General features: G+C 74.0%; 13 protein-coding genes and 1 riboswitch. Of the genes, 4 read left to right on the top strand and 9 right to left on the bottom strand.

Annotated elements, in window-relative coordinates:
* Positions 1-6 precede the first annotated feature (6 nt).
* The 3 genes from trpS to JOE61_RS15420 all read right to left on the bottom strand — a co-directional run bounded on the left by trpS (position 7) and on the right by JOE61_RS15420 (position 4,684).
* Positions 7-1,071, bottom strand: coding sequence for a tryptophan--tRNA ligase (trpS, locus tag JOE61_RS15430; protein ID WP_193667043.1), 1,065 nt, complete (start codon positions 1,069-1,071; stop codon positions 7-9).
* Between the two features lie 72 nt (positions 1,072-1,143).
* The gene (locus JOE61_RS15425; protein WP_193667042.1) at positions 1,144-2,346 is read right to left on the bottom strand and encodes an MFS transporter; all 1,203 of its coding nucleotides are present in this window, start codon (positions 2,344-2,346) and stop codon (positions 1,144-1,146) included.
* Positions 2,347-2,473: 127 nt separating this feature from the next.
* Positions 2,474-4,684 carry an NADP-dependent isocitrate dehydrogenase gene (locus tag JOE61_RS15420; RefSeq protein WP_193667282.1) on the bottom strand — a complete coding sequence of 737 codons (2,211 nt, stop codon included), beginning with the start codon at positions 4,682-4,684 and terminating at the stop codon, positions 2,474-2,476.
* 153 nt (positions 4,685-4,837) lie between these two features.
* Between JOE61_RS15420 and JOE61_RS15415 the strand changes: the two genes are divergently transcribed.
* Entirely contained in the window at positions 4,838-5,767 is a 930-nt protein-coding gene (locus JOE61_RS15415) for an aquaporin (protein WP_193667041.1), read from the top strand.
* 4 nt (positions 5,768-5,771) lie between these two features.
* On the opposite strand, the gene JOE61_RS15410 is transcribed toward JOE61_RS15415, so the two are convergent.
* On the bottom strand, positions 5,772-6,689 hold the full coding sequence (locus tag JOE61_RS15410) for an NAD-dependent epimerase/dehydratase family protein (protein ID WP_193667040.1): 918 nt from the start codon (positions 6,687-6,689) through the stop codon (positions 5,772-5,774).
* 108 nt (positions 6,690-6,797) lie between these two features.
* On the opposite strand from JOE61_RS15410, the gene JOE61_RS15405 reads away from it, so the two are divergent.
* Positions 6,798-7,784: a malate dehydrogenase gene (locus tag JOE61_RS15405; RefSeq protein WP_193667039.1), complete on the top strand. Its 987-nt coding sequence runs from the start codon at positions 6,798-6,800 to the stop codon at positions 7,782-7,784.
* A gap of 152 nt (positions 7,785-7,936) precedes the next feature.
* Positions 7,937-8,899, top strand: a complete 963-nt coding sequence (locus tag JOE61_RS15400; protein ID WP_193667038.1) for a type IV toxin-antitoxin system AbiEi family antitoxin — start codon at positions 7,937-7,939, stop codon at positions 8,897-8,899.
* A gap of 55 nt (positions 8,900-8,954) precedes the next feature.
* On the opposite strand, the gene JOE61_RS22585 is transcribed toward JOE61_RS15400, so the two are convergent.
* From JOE61_RS22585 to JOE61_RS15375, 5 genes are all read right to left on the bottom strand, one after another.
* Complete coding sequence (locus JOE61_RS22585; protein ID WP_307823046.1) at positions 8,955-9,344, bottom strand: DUF3017 domain-containing protein; 390 nt, start codon at positions 9,342-9,344, stop codon at positions 8,955-8,957.
* 11 nt (positions 9,345-9,355) lie between these two features.
* Complete coding sequence (locus JOE61_RS15390; RefSeq protein WP_193667037.1) at positions 9,356-10,201, bottom strand: bifunctional methylenetetrahydrofolate dehydrogenase/methenyltetrahydrofolate cyclohydrolase; 846 nt, start codon at positions 10,199-10,201, stop codon at positions 9,356-9,358.
* Positions 10,202-10,380: 179 nt separating this feature from the next.
* Complete coding sequence (gene purH, locus JOE61_RS15385; protein WP_204797257.1) at positions 10,381-11,955, bottom strand: bifunctional phosphoribosylaminoimidazolecarboxamide formyltransferase/IMP cyclohydrolase; 1,575 nt, start codon at positions 11,953-11,955, stop codon at positions 10,381-10,383.
* 32 nt (positions 11,956-11,987) lie between these two features.
* Positions 11,988-12,062: riboswitch (ZMP/ZTP riboswitch) on the bottom strand.
* A 28-nt stretch (positions 12,063-12,090) separates the two neighbouring features.
* Entirely contained in the window at positions 12,091-12,711 is a 621-nt protein-coding gene (purN, locus tag JOE61_RS15380; protein WP_193667035.1) for a phosphoribosylglycinamide formyltransferase, read from the bottom strand.
* A gap of 38 nt (positions 12,712-12,749) precedes the next feature.
* Positions 12,750-14,015 carry a cell division protein PerM gene (locus JOE61_RS15375; RefSeq protein WP_193667034.1) on the bottom strand — a complete coding sequence of 422 codons (1,266 nt, stop codon included), beginning with the start codon at positions 14,013-14,015 and terminating at the stop codon, positions 12,750-12,752.
* 91 nt (positions 14,016-14,106) lie between these two features.
* Between JOE61_RS15375 and JOE61_RS15370 the strand changes: the two genes are divergently transcribed.
* The gene (locus JOE61_RS15370; protein ID WP_193667033.1) at positions 14,107-15,993 is read left to right on the top strand and encodes a SigE family RNA polymerase sigma factor; all 1,887 of its coding nucleotides are present in this window, start codon (positions 14,107-14,109) and stop codon (positions 15,991-15,993) included.
* Positions 15,994-16,054 lie beyond the last annotated feature (61 nt).

Below are 16,054 nucleotides of genomic sequence, written 5' to 3'. Positions count from 1 at the left end.
TAGCGGTCACGAGGTGCGGCTCGGTGCCACGAACCCGACGCGCTGGTAGACGTCGCGCAGGGTCGCCTCGGCGACCGCGCCGGCCTGCTCGGCGCCACGGCGCAGCACCTCGCTGAGGTGGGCCTGGTCGTCGAGCAGCTCGAGGGTCTTGTCGCGGAACGGCGTCACCACGTCGACCACCACCTCGGCGAGGTCCTTCTTGAGGTCGCCGTAGCCGCGGCCGGCGTACTGCTCGACGAGGTCGGCCACACCCTCGCCGGTCAGGGCCGAGTAGATGGTGAGCAGGTTGCTCACGCCCGGCTTGGCCTCGCGGTCGAAGCGGATCTCGTTGTCGGAGTCGGTGACGGCGGAGCGGATCTTCTTCGCGCTGACCGACGGCTGGTCGAGCAGGTCGATGATGCCGGCGGCCGACGAGGCCGACTTGGACATCTTGGCCGTGGGCTCCTGCAGGTCGGCGATCTTGGCGGTCGCCTTGAGGATGTAGGGCTCGGGCAGCCGGAAGGTCTTCTTGTAGCGGTGGTTGAAGCGCTGCGCGAGGTCGCGGGTCAGCTCGAGGTGCTGGCGCTGGTCCTCGCCCACCGGCACGAAGTGCGGGCGGTAGAGCAGGATGTCGGCGGCCTGGAGGACGGGGTAGGTGAACAGCCCGACGCTGGCCGCGCCCTCGCCGCCCTTGGCGGACTTGTCCTTGAACTGGGTCATCCGGCGCGCCTCGCCGAAGCCGGTCAGGCACTGCAGCACCCAGCCGAGCTGGGCGTGGGCCGGCACCTGGCTCTGCACGAAGATCGCGGAGCGCTCGGGGTCGATGCCCATGGCCAGCAGCTGGGCGGCCGCACGCAGGGTCCGCTCGCGCAGCACCTTGGGGTCCTGCTCGACGGTGATCGCGTGCAGGTCGGCGATGAAGAAGAACGGCTGGTGGTCGTGCTGCAGTCCCACCCACTGGCGCAGGGCGCCCAGGTAGTTGCCGAAGTGGAAGGAGTCGGCCGTCGGCTGGATGCCCGAGAGCACCCGCGGTCGGGCACCCGAGGGCGGTGCTGCCGGCACGGACACCTCGGGCTGGGTGGTGGCTGCCATGGCGCCATTCTCCCCGACTGCCGCCACACCCGCGGGGCCGGGGTCGACGCCCCGGGCGGCTGGTCGTGGGGGCTAGTCGGCGAGCAGGTGGGCGCGGCGCGCCAGGACCAGCACGACCAGGCCGGCGAGCGCGAGCCCGGCGCCCACGACCAGCGGGGCGCGCAGGCCGTAGCCGGCCGCGATCACCAGGCCGCCGAGCCAGGCGCCGAGGGCGTTGCCGATGTTGAGGCTGGCGTGGCTCATCGCCGCACCCAGGGTCTGCGCGTGCTCGGCGGCGTCCATCAGCCGGGCCATGAAGCCCAGCGCCAGCACCGAGCCGATGACGGTGACCAGGAAGCCGGCCAGCACCGCCCACCACCCGGTGGGGGCGAGCACGAAGTAGAGCATCAGCGCCAGCGCCAGGCCCACGGCAGCACCGCGCAGCGACTTCTCGATCGACCAGTCGACGAGCCGGCCGGCGACCACGTTGCCCACGACCATGCCGACGCCCAGGACGAGCAGGAAGACCGCGACGGCCGACTCGGGCAGGCCGCCGACGTCGGTGGTGATCGGCGCGATGTAGGAGACCAGGGCGAAGAGGCCGCCGAAGCCGATCGCGCCGGCCCCGACGGCGTACCAGAGCTGGGGGTGGCGCAGCGCGGCCAGCTCGCGCCGACCGGTGGCGCTCGCGTCACCGGGGGTGCTGGGCACGAAGGCCAGGATCAGCACGACGGTGAGCACCGAGACCAGCCCGACCGCGACGTACGCCGCGCGCCAGCCGTAGGCCTGGCCGAGCAGGGTCGCGGCGGGGACGCCCGCCAGGTTGGCGACCGGGATGCCCATCATCACCAGCGCCAGGGCGCGCCCGCGCCGCTCGGGGCTGACCATGCCGGAGGCCACCAGTGCCGAGACGCCGAAGTAGGCGCCGTGCGGCAGGCCGTCGAGGAAGCGCACGAAGGCCAGCAGGCCGTAGTGGGAGACGGCCGCGCTGAGCAGGTTGAGCACCGCGTAGGCGACCATCAGCCACACCAGCAGGGCGCGCCGGGGCAGCCGCGCCCCCAGGGCCGCCAGGGTCGGCGCCCCGACGACCACGCCGAGGGCGTAGGCGGAGATCAGGTGGCCGGCCTGCGGGATGGTGACCCCGATGCCGCCGGCGATCTGGGGCAGCAGGCCCATCGTGACGAACTCGGTGGTGCCGATGGCGAAGCCACCGGTGGCCAGGGCCACCACGGCCAGCACGAAGCGGGCGCGGGTCACCGGCTCGGCGGCCGGGGCGGCCTGGGCGAGAGCAGTCATGCGAGGGACTTCCGAGACGTGGGAGGGCGGGTCACCATGGTCCAACACCGCTATGGTTTACCGCTATTCCACGACGAGCCCCGGACCGTGGACGGTCCGGGGCTCGTGCGGGTGGTGCTGGGTCGGCTCAGAGCGAGGCGAGCGCCTCGTTGAGCGTGCTCGAGGGACGCATCACCTTGTCGGCCTTCTCGTCGACGGGCTGGTAGTAGCCGCCGACGTCGGCCGGGCTGCCCTGCACGCCGTTGAGCTCGGAGACGATGGTCTCCTCCGCGGCGGCCAGCTTCTCGGCCAGCGGCTTGAACGCGGCCGCCAGGTCGGCGTCGACGTCCTGCTTCGCCAGCTCCTGGGCCCAGTAGAGCGCCAGGTAGAAGTGCGAGCCGCGGTTGTCGATGCCACCGATCTTGCGGGTCGGGGACTTGTCCTCCTCCAGGAACGTCGCGGTCGCGGCGTCGAGGGTGTCGGCCAGGACCTGCGCGCCGCGGTTGTCGGCGTACCCGGCGAGGTGCTCGAAGGAGGCGGCCAGCGCGAAGAACTCGCCCAGGCTGTCCCAGCGCAGGTAGTTCTCCTCGATGAGCTGCTGCACGTGCTTGGGCGCCGAGCCACCGGCACCGGTCTCGAAGAGGCCGCCACCGTTCATCAGCGGGACGATCGAGAGCATCTTCGCCGACGTGCCGACCTCGAGGATCGGGAACAGGTCGGTGTTGTAGTCGCGCAGCACGTTGCCGGTCACCGAGATGGTGTCCTCGCCGCGGCGGATGCGCTCGACGGAGTACGTCGTCGCCTCGGCCGGGGCCATCACCTCGATGGTCAGCCCGTCGGTGTCGTGGTCCTGGAGGTAGGTGCGGACCTTCTCGATGAGGTTCGCGTCGTGGGCGCGGGTCTCGTCGAGCCAGAACACGGCCGGCGAGCCGCTGGCGCGGGCCCGGGTCACGGCCAGCTTGACCCAGTCACGGATCGGCTCGTCCTTGGTCTGGCAGGCACGCCAGATGTCGCCCGGCTCGACCACGTGGGAGGTGAGGACCTCGCCGGCGCCGCTGCGCACCTCGACGGTGCCCGCGGCCGGGATCTCGAAGGTCTTGTCGTGCGAGCCGTACTCCTCGGCCTTGCGGGCCATCAGGCCCACGTTGGGCACCGAGCCCATGGTCGAGGGGTCGTAGGCGCCGTTGGCCTTGCAGTCCTCGATCACCGCGGCGTAGACCCCGGCGTAGGAGGAGTCGGGGATGACCGCCAGGCAGTCGTCCTCCTGGCCGTCGGGACCCCACATGTGGCCGCCGATGCGGATCATCGCCGGCATCGAGGCGTCGATGATGACGTCGGAGGGCACGTGCAGGTTGGTGATGCCCTTGCGGTCGTCGACCATGGCCATCCGCGGGCCCTCGGCCAGGCCCTGCTCGACGGAGGCCTTGATCGCCTCGCCGTCGGCCAGCTGGTCGAGCGAGGACATCAGGGCGCCGAGGCCGTCGTTGGGCGAGATGCCCGCGGCGGCCAGCTGCTCGCCGTACTGCTCGAAGAGGGTGGGGAAGAACGCCTGCACGGCGTGGCCGAAGACGATCGGGTCGGAGACCTTCATCATCGTGGCCTTGAGGTGCACCGAGAAGAGCACGTCGTCGGCCTTGGCGCGGGCGATCTGCTCGGTCAGGAAGCGGCGCAGCGCGGCGACGCTCATGAAGGTGGAGTCGACGACCTCGCCGGCCTCGACGGGCAGGGCGTCCTTGAGCACGGTCTCGGTGCCGTCGGCGCCGACGTGCACGATCGAGAGGGTGTCGGGCGACTCGATGACCACCGACTGCTCGTTGGAGCGGAAGTCACCGCCGTCCATGGTGGCCACGGCGGTCTTGGAGTCGCTCTTCCACTCGCCCATGCGGTGGGGGTACTTCTTGGCGTAGCCCTTGACCGCGGCGGGCGCGCGGCGGTCGGAGTTGCCCTCGCGCAGGACCGGGTTGACCGCGGAGCCCTTGACCTTGTCGTACTTGGCCCGGGCGTCCTTCTCCTCGTCGCTCTGCGGGTTCTCGGGGTAGGCCGGCAGGTCGTAGCCCTTCTCCTGCAGCTCCTTGATCGCGGCCTTGAGCTGCGGGGTGGAGGCGGAGATGTTGGGCAGCTTGATGATGTTGGCCTCGGGCTTGGTGGCCAGCTCGCCGAGCTCGGCGAGGTGGTCGCCGATGCGCTGCTCCTCGGTGAGGCGCTCGGGGAACTGCGCGAGGATGCGGCCGGCCAGCGAGATGTCGCGGGTCTCGACCTCGACGCCCGCCTTCGCGGCGTACGCCTGGATGATCGGCAGGAAGGAGTAGGTCGCCAGCAGCGGCGCCTCGTCCGTGTGGGTGTAGATGATGGTGGCCATGGTGCGGGGCGACTCCTCGGCGATCGAGTGCAAGTGATTTCTTGACGTCAAGATACCTGACCGCGCGCCGCGCGATCCGTCCCCACCCTCGCAGCCGGGGGCTCACCCGGCAACGCCCCTCGGGGCGACCTCCGCGGCACTAGTCTCCTGCCCATGAGCGAGCTCGGCGCCACCCCCACCACCGCACAGAAGGCCGCGGCCGAGGCCATCGGGACGTTCGTCCTGGTGCTCCTCGGCTGCGGCTCGATCGTCTACGCCCGCGAGGTGGGCGCGATCAGCACGACCACCACCATCGCCCTGGCCTTCGGGCTGGCGATGGTGGTGATGGTCCACGCCTTCGGGCGCGTCTCCGGCGGCCACTTCAACCCGGCCACCACCCTGGCGACGGCGCTGAGCGGGCGGCTCGCCTGGCGCGAGGTGCCGGCGTACGTCGGTGCGCAGCTGGCCGGCGCCGTCGCCGGCGCCGCGGTGCTGCTGGGGCTGGCGCAGGGGTTCGCGGGCTTCGAGGCCGGCAGCGGGCTGGCCCAGAACTCGTTCGGCGACCAGGGCAGCGGGTACGCCGCCTGGGCGGCCTTCACGCTCGAGATGCTGCTGACCGCGGTCGTGGTCGGGGTGGTGCTGGCCGCCACCGACGCACGCCAGGAGCACCGCGCGCTCGCGCCGGTGGTGATCGGGCTGAGCCTGGCGGCCGGCTACTTCGTCGCGCTGCCGGCCACCGGCGCCTCGCTCAACCCGGCCCGCTCGATCGGCCCGGGCCTGCTCTCGGGGACCGACGCGGTGCTCCAGCTGTGGCTCTTCGTGCTGGCCCCGCTGCTCGGGGCGGCGGTGGCCGGGCTGGCCTACCCGATGGTCTTCGGGCACGGCGCCGAGCCGGTCGCCGGGTCGGGCGTGCCGCGGCGCGCGCCGCGGGCGGTCGAGCCGGCGCCGGAGGCGGGCCAGGCCGGTCAGGCGGGCCAGCAGGCGCCGATCATCCAGGACGGCTGGCAGTGGGACCCGGTGGCCCACCAGTGGCGCCCGCTCGACCAGGCGCCGCCCGCGCGTCGCGCCGGCGACGACGACGGGCGCACCCAGATCCGCCCCTGACCCGCTACTGCTGCAGCCCGCGGCGCAGCTCGTCGAGCGCGGAGGCGAGGTCGACGCGCGGGGTCCAGCCCCAGGCGCGCGCCCGCTCGGCGCGGACCCCTCCGGCCCAGACCGGCTCGTCGTGCCACTGCGGTGCCACGCCCAGCGCCGCGGTGACGGTCTCGTGGTAGTCGCGCAGCCGGGCCGGCTCCCCCGCCACGTTCACCGGGGTGCAGCCACCGGCGACGGGGCCCTGCCCGGGGTCGTCGGAGGCCGCGATGCGACCGGTCGCCACGTCGGCGAGCAGCGCCGCGAGGTCGTCGAGGTGCACCCAGGCGAAGGACTGGTCGGGGTTGGCCCGCCGCTTGTCCGGGTCGTCGCGCATCGCGGCGGGCCGCAGCGTGTTCCACACCGAGCTCTCCCCCGGCCCCAGGATCGCCGGCGGGCGCACCAGCACCCGCGTCAGGCCCTCGACCCGTCCCAGCGCGGCGTCGGCGTCGCGCTTGGTGACCGGGTAGTCGCCGCCGTCCTCGCCGACCAGCGCCGCCGACTCGTCGACGTCGCCGGTCTCCGGCGAGCGGTCGTAGACCGCGGCGGTCGAGACGTGCACGAACCGGTCGACCCCGGCGTCCGCGGCCGCGCGCGCCAGCAGCGGGGTGCCCTCGACGCCGATGCGGTGCTGGGTCTCGCGGTCACTGCCCATCGGGTGCACCGTGCTGACGACCGCGTCGGCCCCCGCGACCACGCTGGTGGCCACGTCGGGGTCGTGGAAGTCGCCGACGTGCTCCTCGACGCCGGGCAGCCCCGGGGCCGTGCCCGCGCGTCGTACGACGGCTCGCACGTGGGCGCCGCGCTCGACCAGGGCGGCGCAGGTCGCGGCGCCGACGAGTCCGTTGGCGCCGGTGACGACGACGGTCGGGGTGCTGGTGCTGGTCTGGCTCATGTCGTCCAGACAAGCACGCGCGGCCTCACCCGGAGGTGTCCCGCGGGGCGCCCACCCCGGTTGCGCTGCTAGCGTCGGACGCACCCAGACCATTGCTAGGAGATCCGCGTGAGCACTACCCCGTTGAAGGTGGCCGTCACCGGCGCCGCCGGTCAGATCGGCTACAGCCTGCTGTTCCGCCTCGCGAGCGGCGCGCTGACCGGTGGTCAGCCCATCGAGCTGCGCCTGCTCGAGATCACCCCCGCCCTCAAGGCCCTCGAGGGCGTCGTCATGGAGCTCGACGACTGCGCCTTCCCCGGGCTGGCCGGCGTCGAGATCGGCGACGACGCCGAGAGGATCTTCGACGGCGTCAACTTGGCCCTGCTCGTCGGCGCCCGCCCGCGCGGGCCCGGCATGGAGCGCGGCGACCTGCTCTCGGCCAACGGTGCGATCTTCACCGCCCAGGGCAAGGCCCTCAACAAGGTGGCCGCCTCCGACGTGCGCGTCGGCGTGACCGGCAACCCGGCCAACACCAACGCGCTGATCGCGATGACCAACGCCCCCGACATCCCGCAGGAGCGGTTCTCGGCGCTGACGCGTCTCGACCACAACCGCGCGATCTCGCAGCTGGCCGCCAAGACCGGCGCGCCCGTCACCGACATCACCAAGATGACGATCTGGGGCAACCACTCCGCGACCCAGTACCCCGACCTGTTCAACGCCCAGGTGGCCGGCAAGAACGCCGCCGAGACCGTCGGTGACCAGGACTGGCTCGAGAACACCTTCATCCCCACCGTCGCCAAGCGTGGCGCGGCGATCATCGAGGCCCGTGGCTCGTCCTCGGCCGCCTCCGCCGCCTCGGCCACCATCGACGCGGCCCGCGACTGGCTCTACGGCTCCGCCGAGGGCGACTGGGTCTCGATGGCGGTGCGCTCCAACGGCGAGTACGGCGTCCCCGAGGGCCTCATCTCCTCCTTCCCCGTCACCACCTCCGGTGGCGACTGGAGCATCGTCGAGGGCCTCGAGGTCAACGACTTCTCCCGCGCCAAGATCGACGCCTCGACCGCCGAGCTCGCCGAGGAGCGCGACGCGGTCACCGAGCTCGGCCTCATCTGACGCACGAGCAGTCACTTTCGCACCACCGAGCGGTCGCTCCCGCACCACTGACCAGTCAGTTCTGCACCCGCTCGTCCGTCGCCCCCGGTCTGTTGTCCACAGGCCGGGGGCGACGTCGTTCGCGGACGCGGCCGAAGGGGCAGCCTGCCGCCATGGACGTCTGCCCTCCCACCCTCCTCGAGCCCACCACCCTCGCGCGCGCCGAAGGGCTCGGCTGGACCCGGCGCCGCCTGCAGCGCGCCGTCGACGACGGCCGGGTACGACGCGTGCTGCGGGGCGTGTACGTCGACGCCGGCGTGCCCGACAGCATCGACCTCCGGACCGCCGCGGCCGGGCTGGTGCTGCCACCCACCATGGTGGTGTGCGACCGCAGCGCGGCCTGGTTGCACGGCGTCGACCACTGGGAGCCCAGCGCGCTCGACGTGCCGCCGGACCTCGAGGTGGTGGCCCGCAGCGGGACCCGCACCCGGCTCTCGGGCACACACGGGGCGTTGCGCACGCTGACCGCTGACGACGTCATGGAGCTGGTCGGCGTCGCGGTGACCACGCCGCTGCGCACGGCAGCCGACCTGGCCTGCTTGCGCGGGCGCCTGGGTGCCGCCGCCGTGCTCGACCAGTTCGCCCGGGCCCACGGGGTCACCCCTGAGGAGCTGCGCGGCATCACAGCGCGCTTCGCCGGGCGCCGGGGCGTGACCCAGCTGCGCGAGCTGGGGCCCGACGCCTGCGGCCTGCTCGAGTCACCGGGCGAGTCGTGGGTCCGCCGGCTGATGATGGACCACCAGCTGCCGAGCCCGACGCCGCAGGTCGTCGTCCAGCTGCCCGAGGGCCAGTTCCGTCTCGACCTGGCCTATCCCCGCCTGCGCATCGCCGTCGAGTACGACGGGGAGGGGCACCACTCGAGTCCCGAGGACCGTGAGCGCGACCGGCTGCGCCGCGAGGCACTGGCACGGGCGGGGTGGATCGTGGTCGTCGTACGCAAGGACCAGCTGAGCGGTCCCGGCCTCGACCAGTGGATCCGTCAGCTCCGCGCCGCCGTGGCCGAGCGTGTCGGGCCGACCACTCGCCGGCACGCGCGCGGCGAGGGGTCCCGGCGCTTCACCCGGGTGCAGAGCTGACCGGTGGACGGTGCGAATGTGACTGGTCGGTGGTGCGAAAGTGACCGCTCGGCGGTCAGAGGCCGGGCTGGTTGGGGATGGTGCGGGCGAGGAAGAGCAGGATGCCGCCGACCCCGCCGAGGAGCAGGACGTCGACCAGGCGGTGGCGTACGGCGAGCATGCCGGCGTCGCGGGCGGGCAGGACCAGGCGCATGGTCGCGGCCGCGACCATCGCGCCGGCCAGCACGCTGACCCCGACCCGCCAGTCGCCGAGGACGGCCAGGGCGATGCCGACCGCGCCGGCGGCGAGCACCCCCAGGTAGAGCAGGCCGCCGAGGGTCGAGGGGTAGCGGCGCCCCTCCTCCTCGGCGATCTCGTCGGCGATCTCGTCGACCGAGGGCACGTGCTCCTCGTCGGGGTCGACCGGCGGCTCCGGGGGTTCGGCGCCGGCCGCCGGATCGTTCACCAGGACCACGCTCAGGCCGTGGCCTTCTCGGCCATGCCCACGATGTTGGACAGCAGCATCGCGCGGGTCATCGGCCCCACCCCACCGGGGTTCGGCGAGACCCAGCCCGCGACGTCCCACACGTCGGCGGCCACGTCGCCCGCGATCTTGCCGTCGACGCGCGAGACGCCCACGTCGAGCACCGCCGCGCCCGGCTTGACCATGTCGGCGGTGATGATGCCGGGCACGCCCGCGGCGGCCACGACGATGTCGGCCTCGCGCACGTGCTTGGCCAGGTCTCGGGTGCCGGTGTGGCACAGCGTGACCGTGGCGTTCTCGGAGCGACGGGTCAGCAGCAGCCCCAGCGGGCGACCCACGGTCAGCCCACGACCGACCACGACGACCTCGGCACCGGCGATCTCGATGCCGTGGCGGCGCACGAGCTCGATGCAGCCCACCGGGGTGCAGGGCAGCGAGCCCTCGACGTTGAGCGCGAGGCGGCCCAGGCTGACCGGGTGCAGGCCGTCGACGTCCTTGTCGGGGTCGACGCGCGAGAGCAGGGCGTACTCGTCGAGACCGGTCGGCTGCTGCACCAGGAACCCGGTGCAGCCGGGGTCGGCGTTGAGCCGGTCGATCTCGGCCTCGACCTCGGCCTGCGTGGCGCTCGCCGGGAGGTCGACGCGGATGGACTCGATGCCGATCTCGGCGCAGTCCTTGTGCTTGGCCCCGACGTACCAGTGCGACCCGGGGTCGTCGCCGACCAGCACCGTGCCCAGCCCGGGCACCACGCCGCGTTCCTTGAGCGCCGCCACCCGCTCGGCGAGCTCGGCCTTGATCGCGCGCAGCGTCGCGCTTCCGTCCAGCTTCTGTGCGGTCATCGTGCTCATCCTGTCATCTGGGGCTGTCCTGGCGCCGGGCCGGCGCCACTTCCCGTACGTCGGACGTGGTGGCGGTCGGCGGGCATGTCACCGGGTCTCGACACGCGCGTCGCGGCCTCGTACCTCGGCCGCGGCGCTCGCTCGACCTTTCCACCTACGGCCCGGAGCAAGCTCCGTGCCTAGTGGAAAAAGTGCCTCGTGCCGGTGAAGTACATGGTCACGCCGGCGGCCCTGCAGGCCTCGACGGTCAGCTCGTCGCGCACCGAGCCGCCGGGCTGGACGATGGCGGTGACGCCGGCGTCGATGAGGATCTGCGGGCCGTCCTCGAAGGGGAAGAAGGCGTCGGAGGCCGCCACCGAGCCGGCGGCCCGGTCGTCGGCGCGGGTGACCGCGAGCCGGCAGGAGTCGACCCGGTTGACCTGGCCCATCCCGATGCCGACGGCGGCGCCGTCCTTGGCGAGCAGGATCGCGTTGGACTTCGCGGCCCGGCAGGCCTTCCACGCGAAGGCGAGGTCGGCGAGCACGTCGTCGCCCGCGGCCTCGCCGGTGACCAGGGTCCACGACGAGGCGTCGTCGCCGCCGGTCTCGGTGGCGGCGTCGACGGCGTCGCGCTGCTGCACGAGCAGGCCGCCGGAGACCGGGCGGGTCTCGACGCCGCCGCGCTCGAGCGGCTCGCAGACGAGGATGCGGATGTTCTTCTTGCGGGCCAGCACCTCGACGGCGCCGTCCTCGTAGGCCGGCGCGACGATGACCTCGGTGAAGACCTCGGCCACCTGCTCGGCCATCGCGACCGAGACCGGGCGGTTGGCGGCGATCACGCCGCCGAAGGCCGAGACGGGGTCGCAGGCGTGGGCGCGGCGGTGCGCCTCGGCGACGTCGCCGCCGACCGCGATGCCGCAGGGGTTGGCGTGCTTGATGACGGCCACGGCCGGCTCGTCGAAGTCGTACGCCGCGCGGCGGGCCGCGTCGGTGTCGACGTAGTTGTTGTAGGACATCTCCTTGCCGTGCAGCTGCTCGGCGCCGGCCAGCCCCGCTGGCCCGTGGCCGGTGCGGTAGATCGCGGCCGACTGGTGCGGGTTCTCGCCGTAGCGCAGCACGGCCTGGCGCTCCCAGGTCCCGCCCATCCACGCCGGCAAGCCGGCGCCGTCGCTGGTGTCGGTCAGCACGTTGCCCATCCACGACGCGACCGCCACGTCGTACGACGCGGTGTGCACGAACGCCTCGGCGGCCAGGCGCTTGCGCTCCTCGAGCGTGAAGCCGCCGGCGGCGACGGCGCCCAGCACGTCGGCGTACCGCTCGGGGCTGGTCACGATGGCGACCGAGGGGTGGTTCTTGGCGGCCGCGCGCACCATCGAGGGGCCGCCGATGTCGATCTGCTCGACGCACTCGTCGGGCGAGGCGCCCGACTCGACGGTCTGGGTGAAGGGGTAGAGGTTCGAGACGACCAGGTCGAAGGGCTCGACCTCGAGCTCGGCCAGCTGCTGCACGTGGCTCTCGAGGCGGCGGTCGGCCAGGATGCCGGCGTGCACCCGCGGGTGCAGGGTCTTGACCCGGCCGTCGAGGCACTCGGGGAAGCCGGTGAGGTCCTCGACCTTGGTGACCGGCAGGCCCAGGCCCTCGATCAGCTTGGCGGAGCCACCGGTGGAGACCAGGGTGACGCCGGCGTCGTGCAGCCCGCGGACGAGCTCCTCGAGGCCGGACTTGTCGTAGACGGAGACCAGGGCACGCCTGATCGGGACACGGTTCTCGCTCACGAGCACTCCTGCGGGCTGTGGAAACGGCGGAAGGAGGGCACCCAGGCGGACGATGCCCCGACATGTCACTCCCCGGTGGTCACCCACCTGCGCCAGTCGTGTGCCCGCAGCCTAGCGGCCCGCGGCGCCCCCGGCTCAACTCCCCGGGAGGGGGCCCAGCCGCACCCGGCGGCCCTCGACGCTGAAGCCGTCGCGCGCCATCACCCCGACCGCGTCGACCAGCATCGCCCTCTCGGCGGTCTTGATGCGCTCGTGCAGCGACGCGACGTCGTCGTCGTCCTCGACGGGCACGGCCACCTGGGCCACGATCTGGCCGGTGTCGACGCCCTCGTCGACGACGAAGAGGGTGCAGCCGGTGACCTTGACGCCGTACGCCAGCGCGTCGGCGGGCCCGCTCATGCCGGGGAACGACGGCGAGAGGGCGGGGTGGGTGTTGACGGTGCGCCCGCCGAAGCGGCCCAGGAAGGCCGGGCCGACGAGCTTCATGAACCCCGCGAGCACCACCAGGTCGGGCTCGTGGGCGGCCACCGCCTCGCTGAGCGCGGCGTCCCAGGTGGCGCGGTCGTCGTGGTCGCCGACGCGCTCGACGAAGGTCGGCACCCCGGCGCGCTCGGCCCGGGCCAGGCCCTCGATGCCGTCGCGGTCGGCGCCGACCGCGACCACCTCGGCGCCGTACGCCGGGTCGGTGCAGGCGTCGAGCAGGGCCTGCAGGTTGGTGCCGGAGCCGGAGACGAGGACGACGAGACGCGCTGGCACGGCGCCGACTCTAGTGCCGACCAGGACGGGGCTCGCGCCTACCCGGCGTCGGCGTCCCGCAGCGCGCGGCGCTGCCACAGGGTCACGGCCACGCCGCCGACGAGGCCGCCGAGCCCGAACGAGACGATCGAGTGCACCATCACCTCGCCGGCCAGGGGCGAGACGTCGCGCATCCGCCCCGGGCCCACCGCTCCCCCGGCGAGCGCCGCGAGCACCGTGAAGCCGACCCCGGCCAGGGCGCCGCCGACGCAGCCGCGCAGGGCGCCCTCGTCGAGGCGCAGCGTGGGGGTGCGGCGCATCGCGCGGGCCGCCACCACCGCGGCCACCACGGGCGGCAGCGCCACCAGGGCGGTGGTCCACACCGGCGGGGTGCCGTTGTCGGGCAGCGCCGCGAGCAGCGGGAACATCGGCAGCGGGCCGAGCACCACCGCCGAGGGCGCCACCAGCGTGCCGGCGCCGACGGTGAAGCCGGGCCCGAGCAGGTAGGAGCCGGCGAAGGCGACCGCGTTGGGGGCCAGCACCAGGCTGACCGCGGTCACCACCACGACGTCACCGGCACCCGTGTGCAGCTGCGACATCACGTTGGCGGCGGTGCCGACGTCGACGAGCAGGGCTCCCAGCAGCGCCAGCGTCGAGAGGACCAGCCAGGCCACCAGCAGCCGGCGGGCGATCCCGGCGGCGGCGACCAGCGCCGGCGGCAGGTACGACGACCAGATGGCGGCCCGCCCCGAGCCCACCGCCAGCGCGGGGAGCCCCACGAGCAGGCACAGACCGACCGACCAGGCGACCGCCCCCGTGGTGGAGGGGGCGCTCTGCGCGGTGCCGGCCACCGCCACGGTCAGGACCACCACCACGACGTAGCCCAGGGCCAGGAAGGCGCCGGCGAGCGGGACGGTCCAGTCGCGCTCGCCGTCGCTGATCGCGTCGGCGTCGGGGCCGTGCTGCGAGACGGCCTCGCCCACCCGGCGCGCGGCACGCCACAGCGCCCAGCCGGCGACCAGCGTGATGCCGAGCGGCACGGCGGTGACGGCGACGCCGTCGACCTGCACCCCCGAGCCGTGCGCCATCAACCACGACAGGGCGCCGACCCGCATGCCGTCGCTGGGGACGCCGTGGGCGCCGGCGTCGGTGAGGAACCAGCCGGTGACCCCCAGCGCGAGGCACACCAGCAGCGGCCCGAGCGCCGCCGCGAGACCGCCCAGGAAGGAGAGCAGGGCCAGCGGCCAGCGGTGCGGTGCGCCCGAGCGGGCGGCCCCGCCGGGGGCGGTGCGGGAGGCGGACGAGCCGGGCAGCAGCGAAGTCATGACCACCCCATCCTCGCGCGGTCCGCACGCCCCCCGGCGCTGCCACGCCGACTCGCTGCGCCCTGTGGCGACCCCGTATCGTCGACCCGCCATGAAGGATCCCGAGGAGTTCGACGCGTTCTACAAGGACGCCCGCGCCCGGCTGCTGCTGCAGGCCTACGCGCTGACCGGCGACCTCCCCGCCGCCCGCTCCTCGGTGCGCGACGGCTTCGTGCTCGCCTGGCACCACTGGCGCAAGGTGGCCCGCACCGGGTCGGCCGAGGCGTGGGTGCGCCCGCACGTGTGGCAGCACGCGCACCGGCGCCACACCGCCCGGGTCTGGCACCGGGAGAAGGGCCTCGACCCCGAGCTGCACGCGACCCTCGAGGCCCTGGGCCAGCTGAGCACCACCCAGCGCCGGGTGCTGGTGCTGGCACACCTGGCCAGCACCAGCATGCCCGACCTGGCTCGCGAGGTCGGGATGACCGACGAGGCCGCGGCCCGCGCGCTGCAGCACGCCACCGCCCAGTTCTCCCTGCACCGGGCCGCGCCCAGCACCCAGACCGCGCTGCTGCTGCGCCGTCTCGCGAGCGTCACCGACGAGGTGCGCTGGCCACGCGCGAGCATCGTGCGGCGCGCGGGCACGACCCGTCGTCGTACGCACACCCTCGTCGGCGCGGTCGCCGCCGTCGCGGCCGTCGGGGTCGCCGGCGCGCTGCTGACCGAGCCCGCCGGGCTGCGACCGACCCTCGACCGGGCCGCGCTCGCGGTGCCCAGCGCCCCGCCCACCTCCACGGCCCCCAGCGAGGGCGCGCTGGCCCCGGCGCCGGAGGCCGAGCCGCTGCCGGAGTCGGCGATGGTGCCGGCGGGCGCGGTCGCCGCGCAGGTGCCCGGCCAGGGCTGGAGCACCCTGGAGACCTCCGACAACACCGCCGGCGACGGCCTGCTGATGCCGTGCCGCGCCAGCCGGTACGCCGACCCGCAGGTCGTCGACGCGCTCGTGCGCGAGTTCAGCGTGGCCACGCCCCCGGGCAGCGGCCCGAAGGCGCAGCCCAAGCGGCTGGCCTGGCAGGCCACCGAGGTCTCCCGCAGCCGCAAGGCCGCCAAGGACGGGTTCCGCACCGTCGAGGGCTGGTACTCCGGCTGCACCCAGGGCCGCACCCAGCTGCTGCGCACCAGCACCGTCGAGGGCGTGGGCGACGAGGCGGTGCAGATGGTGCTGCGCGACTGGGCCGACCCGGTGCGCACCTACGTGCTCGGCGTCGCCCGGTCGGGGCGCTACGTGACGACCACGCTCACCTCGGTGCTGGGCAGCAACGTCGAGAACCCGCCCGGCAACGCCGCGCTGCTGGGCCGGGCCGTCGACGCGCTGTGCGACCTGGCCCCGGGCGGCGCCTGCACCACCGGCCCGACCCGCCTGGCGCCGCGCGACGCCGAACCCGTGGGGGCCTCCCCCCGGCTGCTGGTCGAGACCGACCTGCCGCCGGTCACCACCGTCGACCGGCCCTGGGTGGCCACCCGCGCCACCCGGCCCCGCGGCGGCAACCCCGCCGCCACGCGCTGCGACCAGACGGTCTTCACCGGCAAGGTCGGCGGGCAGCCGGTCCGCGACGCCTCGACCCGCACCTACCTGGTGCCGGGCGCCAAGCTGCCCGTCGAGTTCGGCCTCAGCGAGACCGTCGGGGCCCTCCCGCCGCGCCAGGCCGGCGGCTTCGTCGACACGGTGCGCCGCCGGATGGCCAGCTGCGAGGACCGCGAGCTCGGCTCCGAGGTGGTCTCGACCCTCTCGCGCAGCACCGGCGACACCGAGCTGCACGCGTGGCGCGTCAGCATCGAGGTCTCCGACGACACCGTGGTGCGCTACGACATGGCCGTGGGCCGGGTCGGCGGGCGCCTGATGCAGGTGGCGTTCGTGCCCACCCCGCGGGTGCAGATGGCCGACGGCGCCTTCGCCGCGCTCGCCGGGCGGGCCCTCGAGCGGCTGCGCGCCGCGCCCTGAGGCGCCGCCGGCGAATCCGCGCGACTTTCTCGGCTCCGGGTGCAACCGTGAGGGACCCCGA

This window comes from Nocardioides salarius, from assembly GCF_016907435.1.
GTDB classification, from domain to species: Bacteria; Actinomycetota; Actinomycetes; order Propionibacteriales; family Nocardioidaceae; genus Nocardioides; species Nocardioides salarius.
This window is presented reverse-complemented; position numbering and strand designations above follow the sequence as displayed.

Bases quoted from the DNA above. Each gene is read 5' to 3' on its own strand.
- JOE61_RS15425 (WP_193667042.1), bottom strand. From the start codon at position 2,346: ATGACTGCTCTCGCCCAGGCCGCCCCGGCCGCCGAGCCGGTGACCCGC.
- JOE61_RS15390 (WP_193667037.1), bottom strand. From the start codon at position 10,201: ATGACCGCACAGAAGCTGGACGGAAGCGCGACGCTGCGCGCGATCAAG.
- JOE61_RS15415 (WP_193667041.1), top strand. From the start codon at position 4,838: ATGAGCGAGCTCGGCGCCACCCCCACCACCGCACAGAAGGCCGCGGCC.
- JOE61_RS15420 (WP_193667282.1), bottom strand. From the start codon at position 4,684: ATGGCCACCATCATCTACACCCACACGGACGAGGCGCCGCTGCTGGCG.
- JOE61_RS15370 (WP_193667033.1), top strand. From the start codon at position 14,107: ATGAAGGATCCCGAGGAGTTCGACGCGTTCTACAAGGACGCCCGCGCC.
- trpS (WP_193667043.1), bottom strand. From the start codon at position 1,071: ATGGCAGCCACCACCCAGCCCGAGGTGTCCGTGCCGGCAGCACCGCCC.
- JOE61_RS15410 (WP_193667040.1), bottom strand. From the start codon at position 6,689: ATGAGCCAGACCAGCACCAGCACCCCGACCGTCGTCGTCACCGGCGCC.
- JOE61_RS15375 (WP_193667034.1), bottom strand. From the start codon at position 14,015: ATGACTTCGCTGCTGCCCGGCTCGTCCGCCTCCCGCACCGCCCCCGGC.
- JOE61_RS15400 (WP_193667038.1), top strand. From the start codon at position 7,937: ATGGACGTCTGCCCTCCCACCCTCCTCGAGCCCACCACCCTCGCGCGC.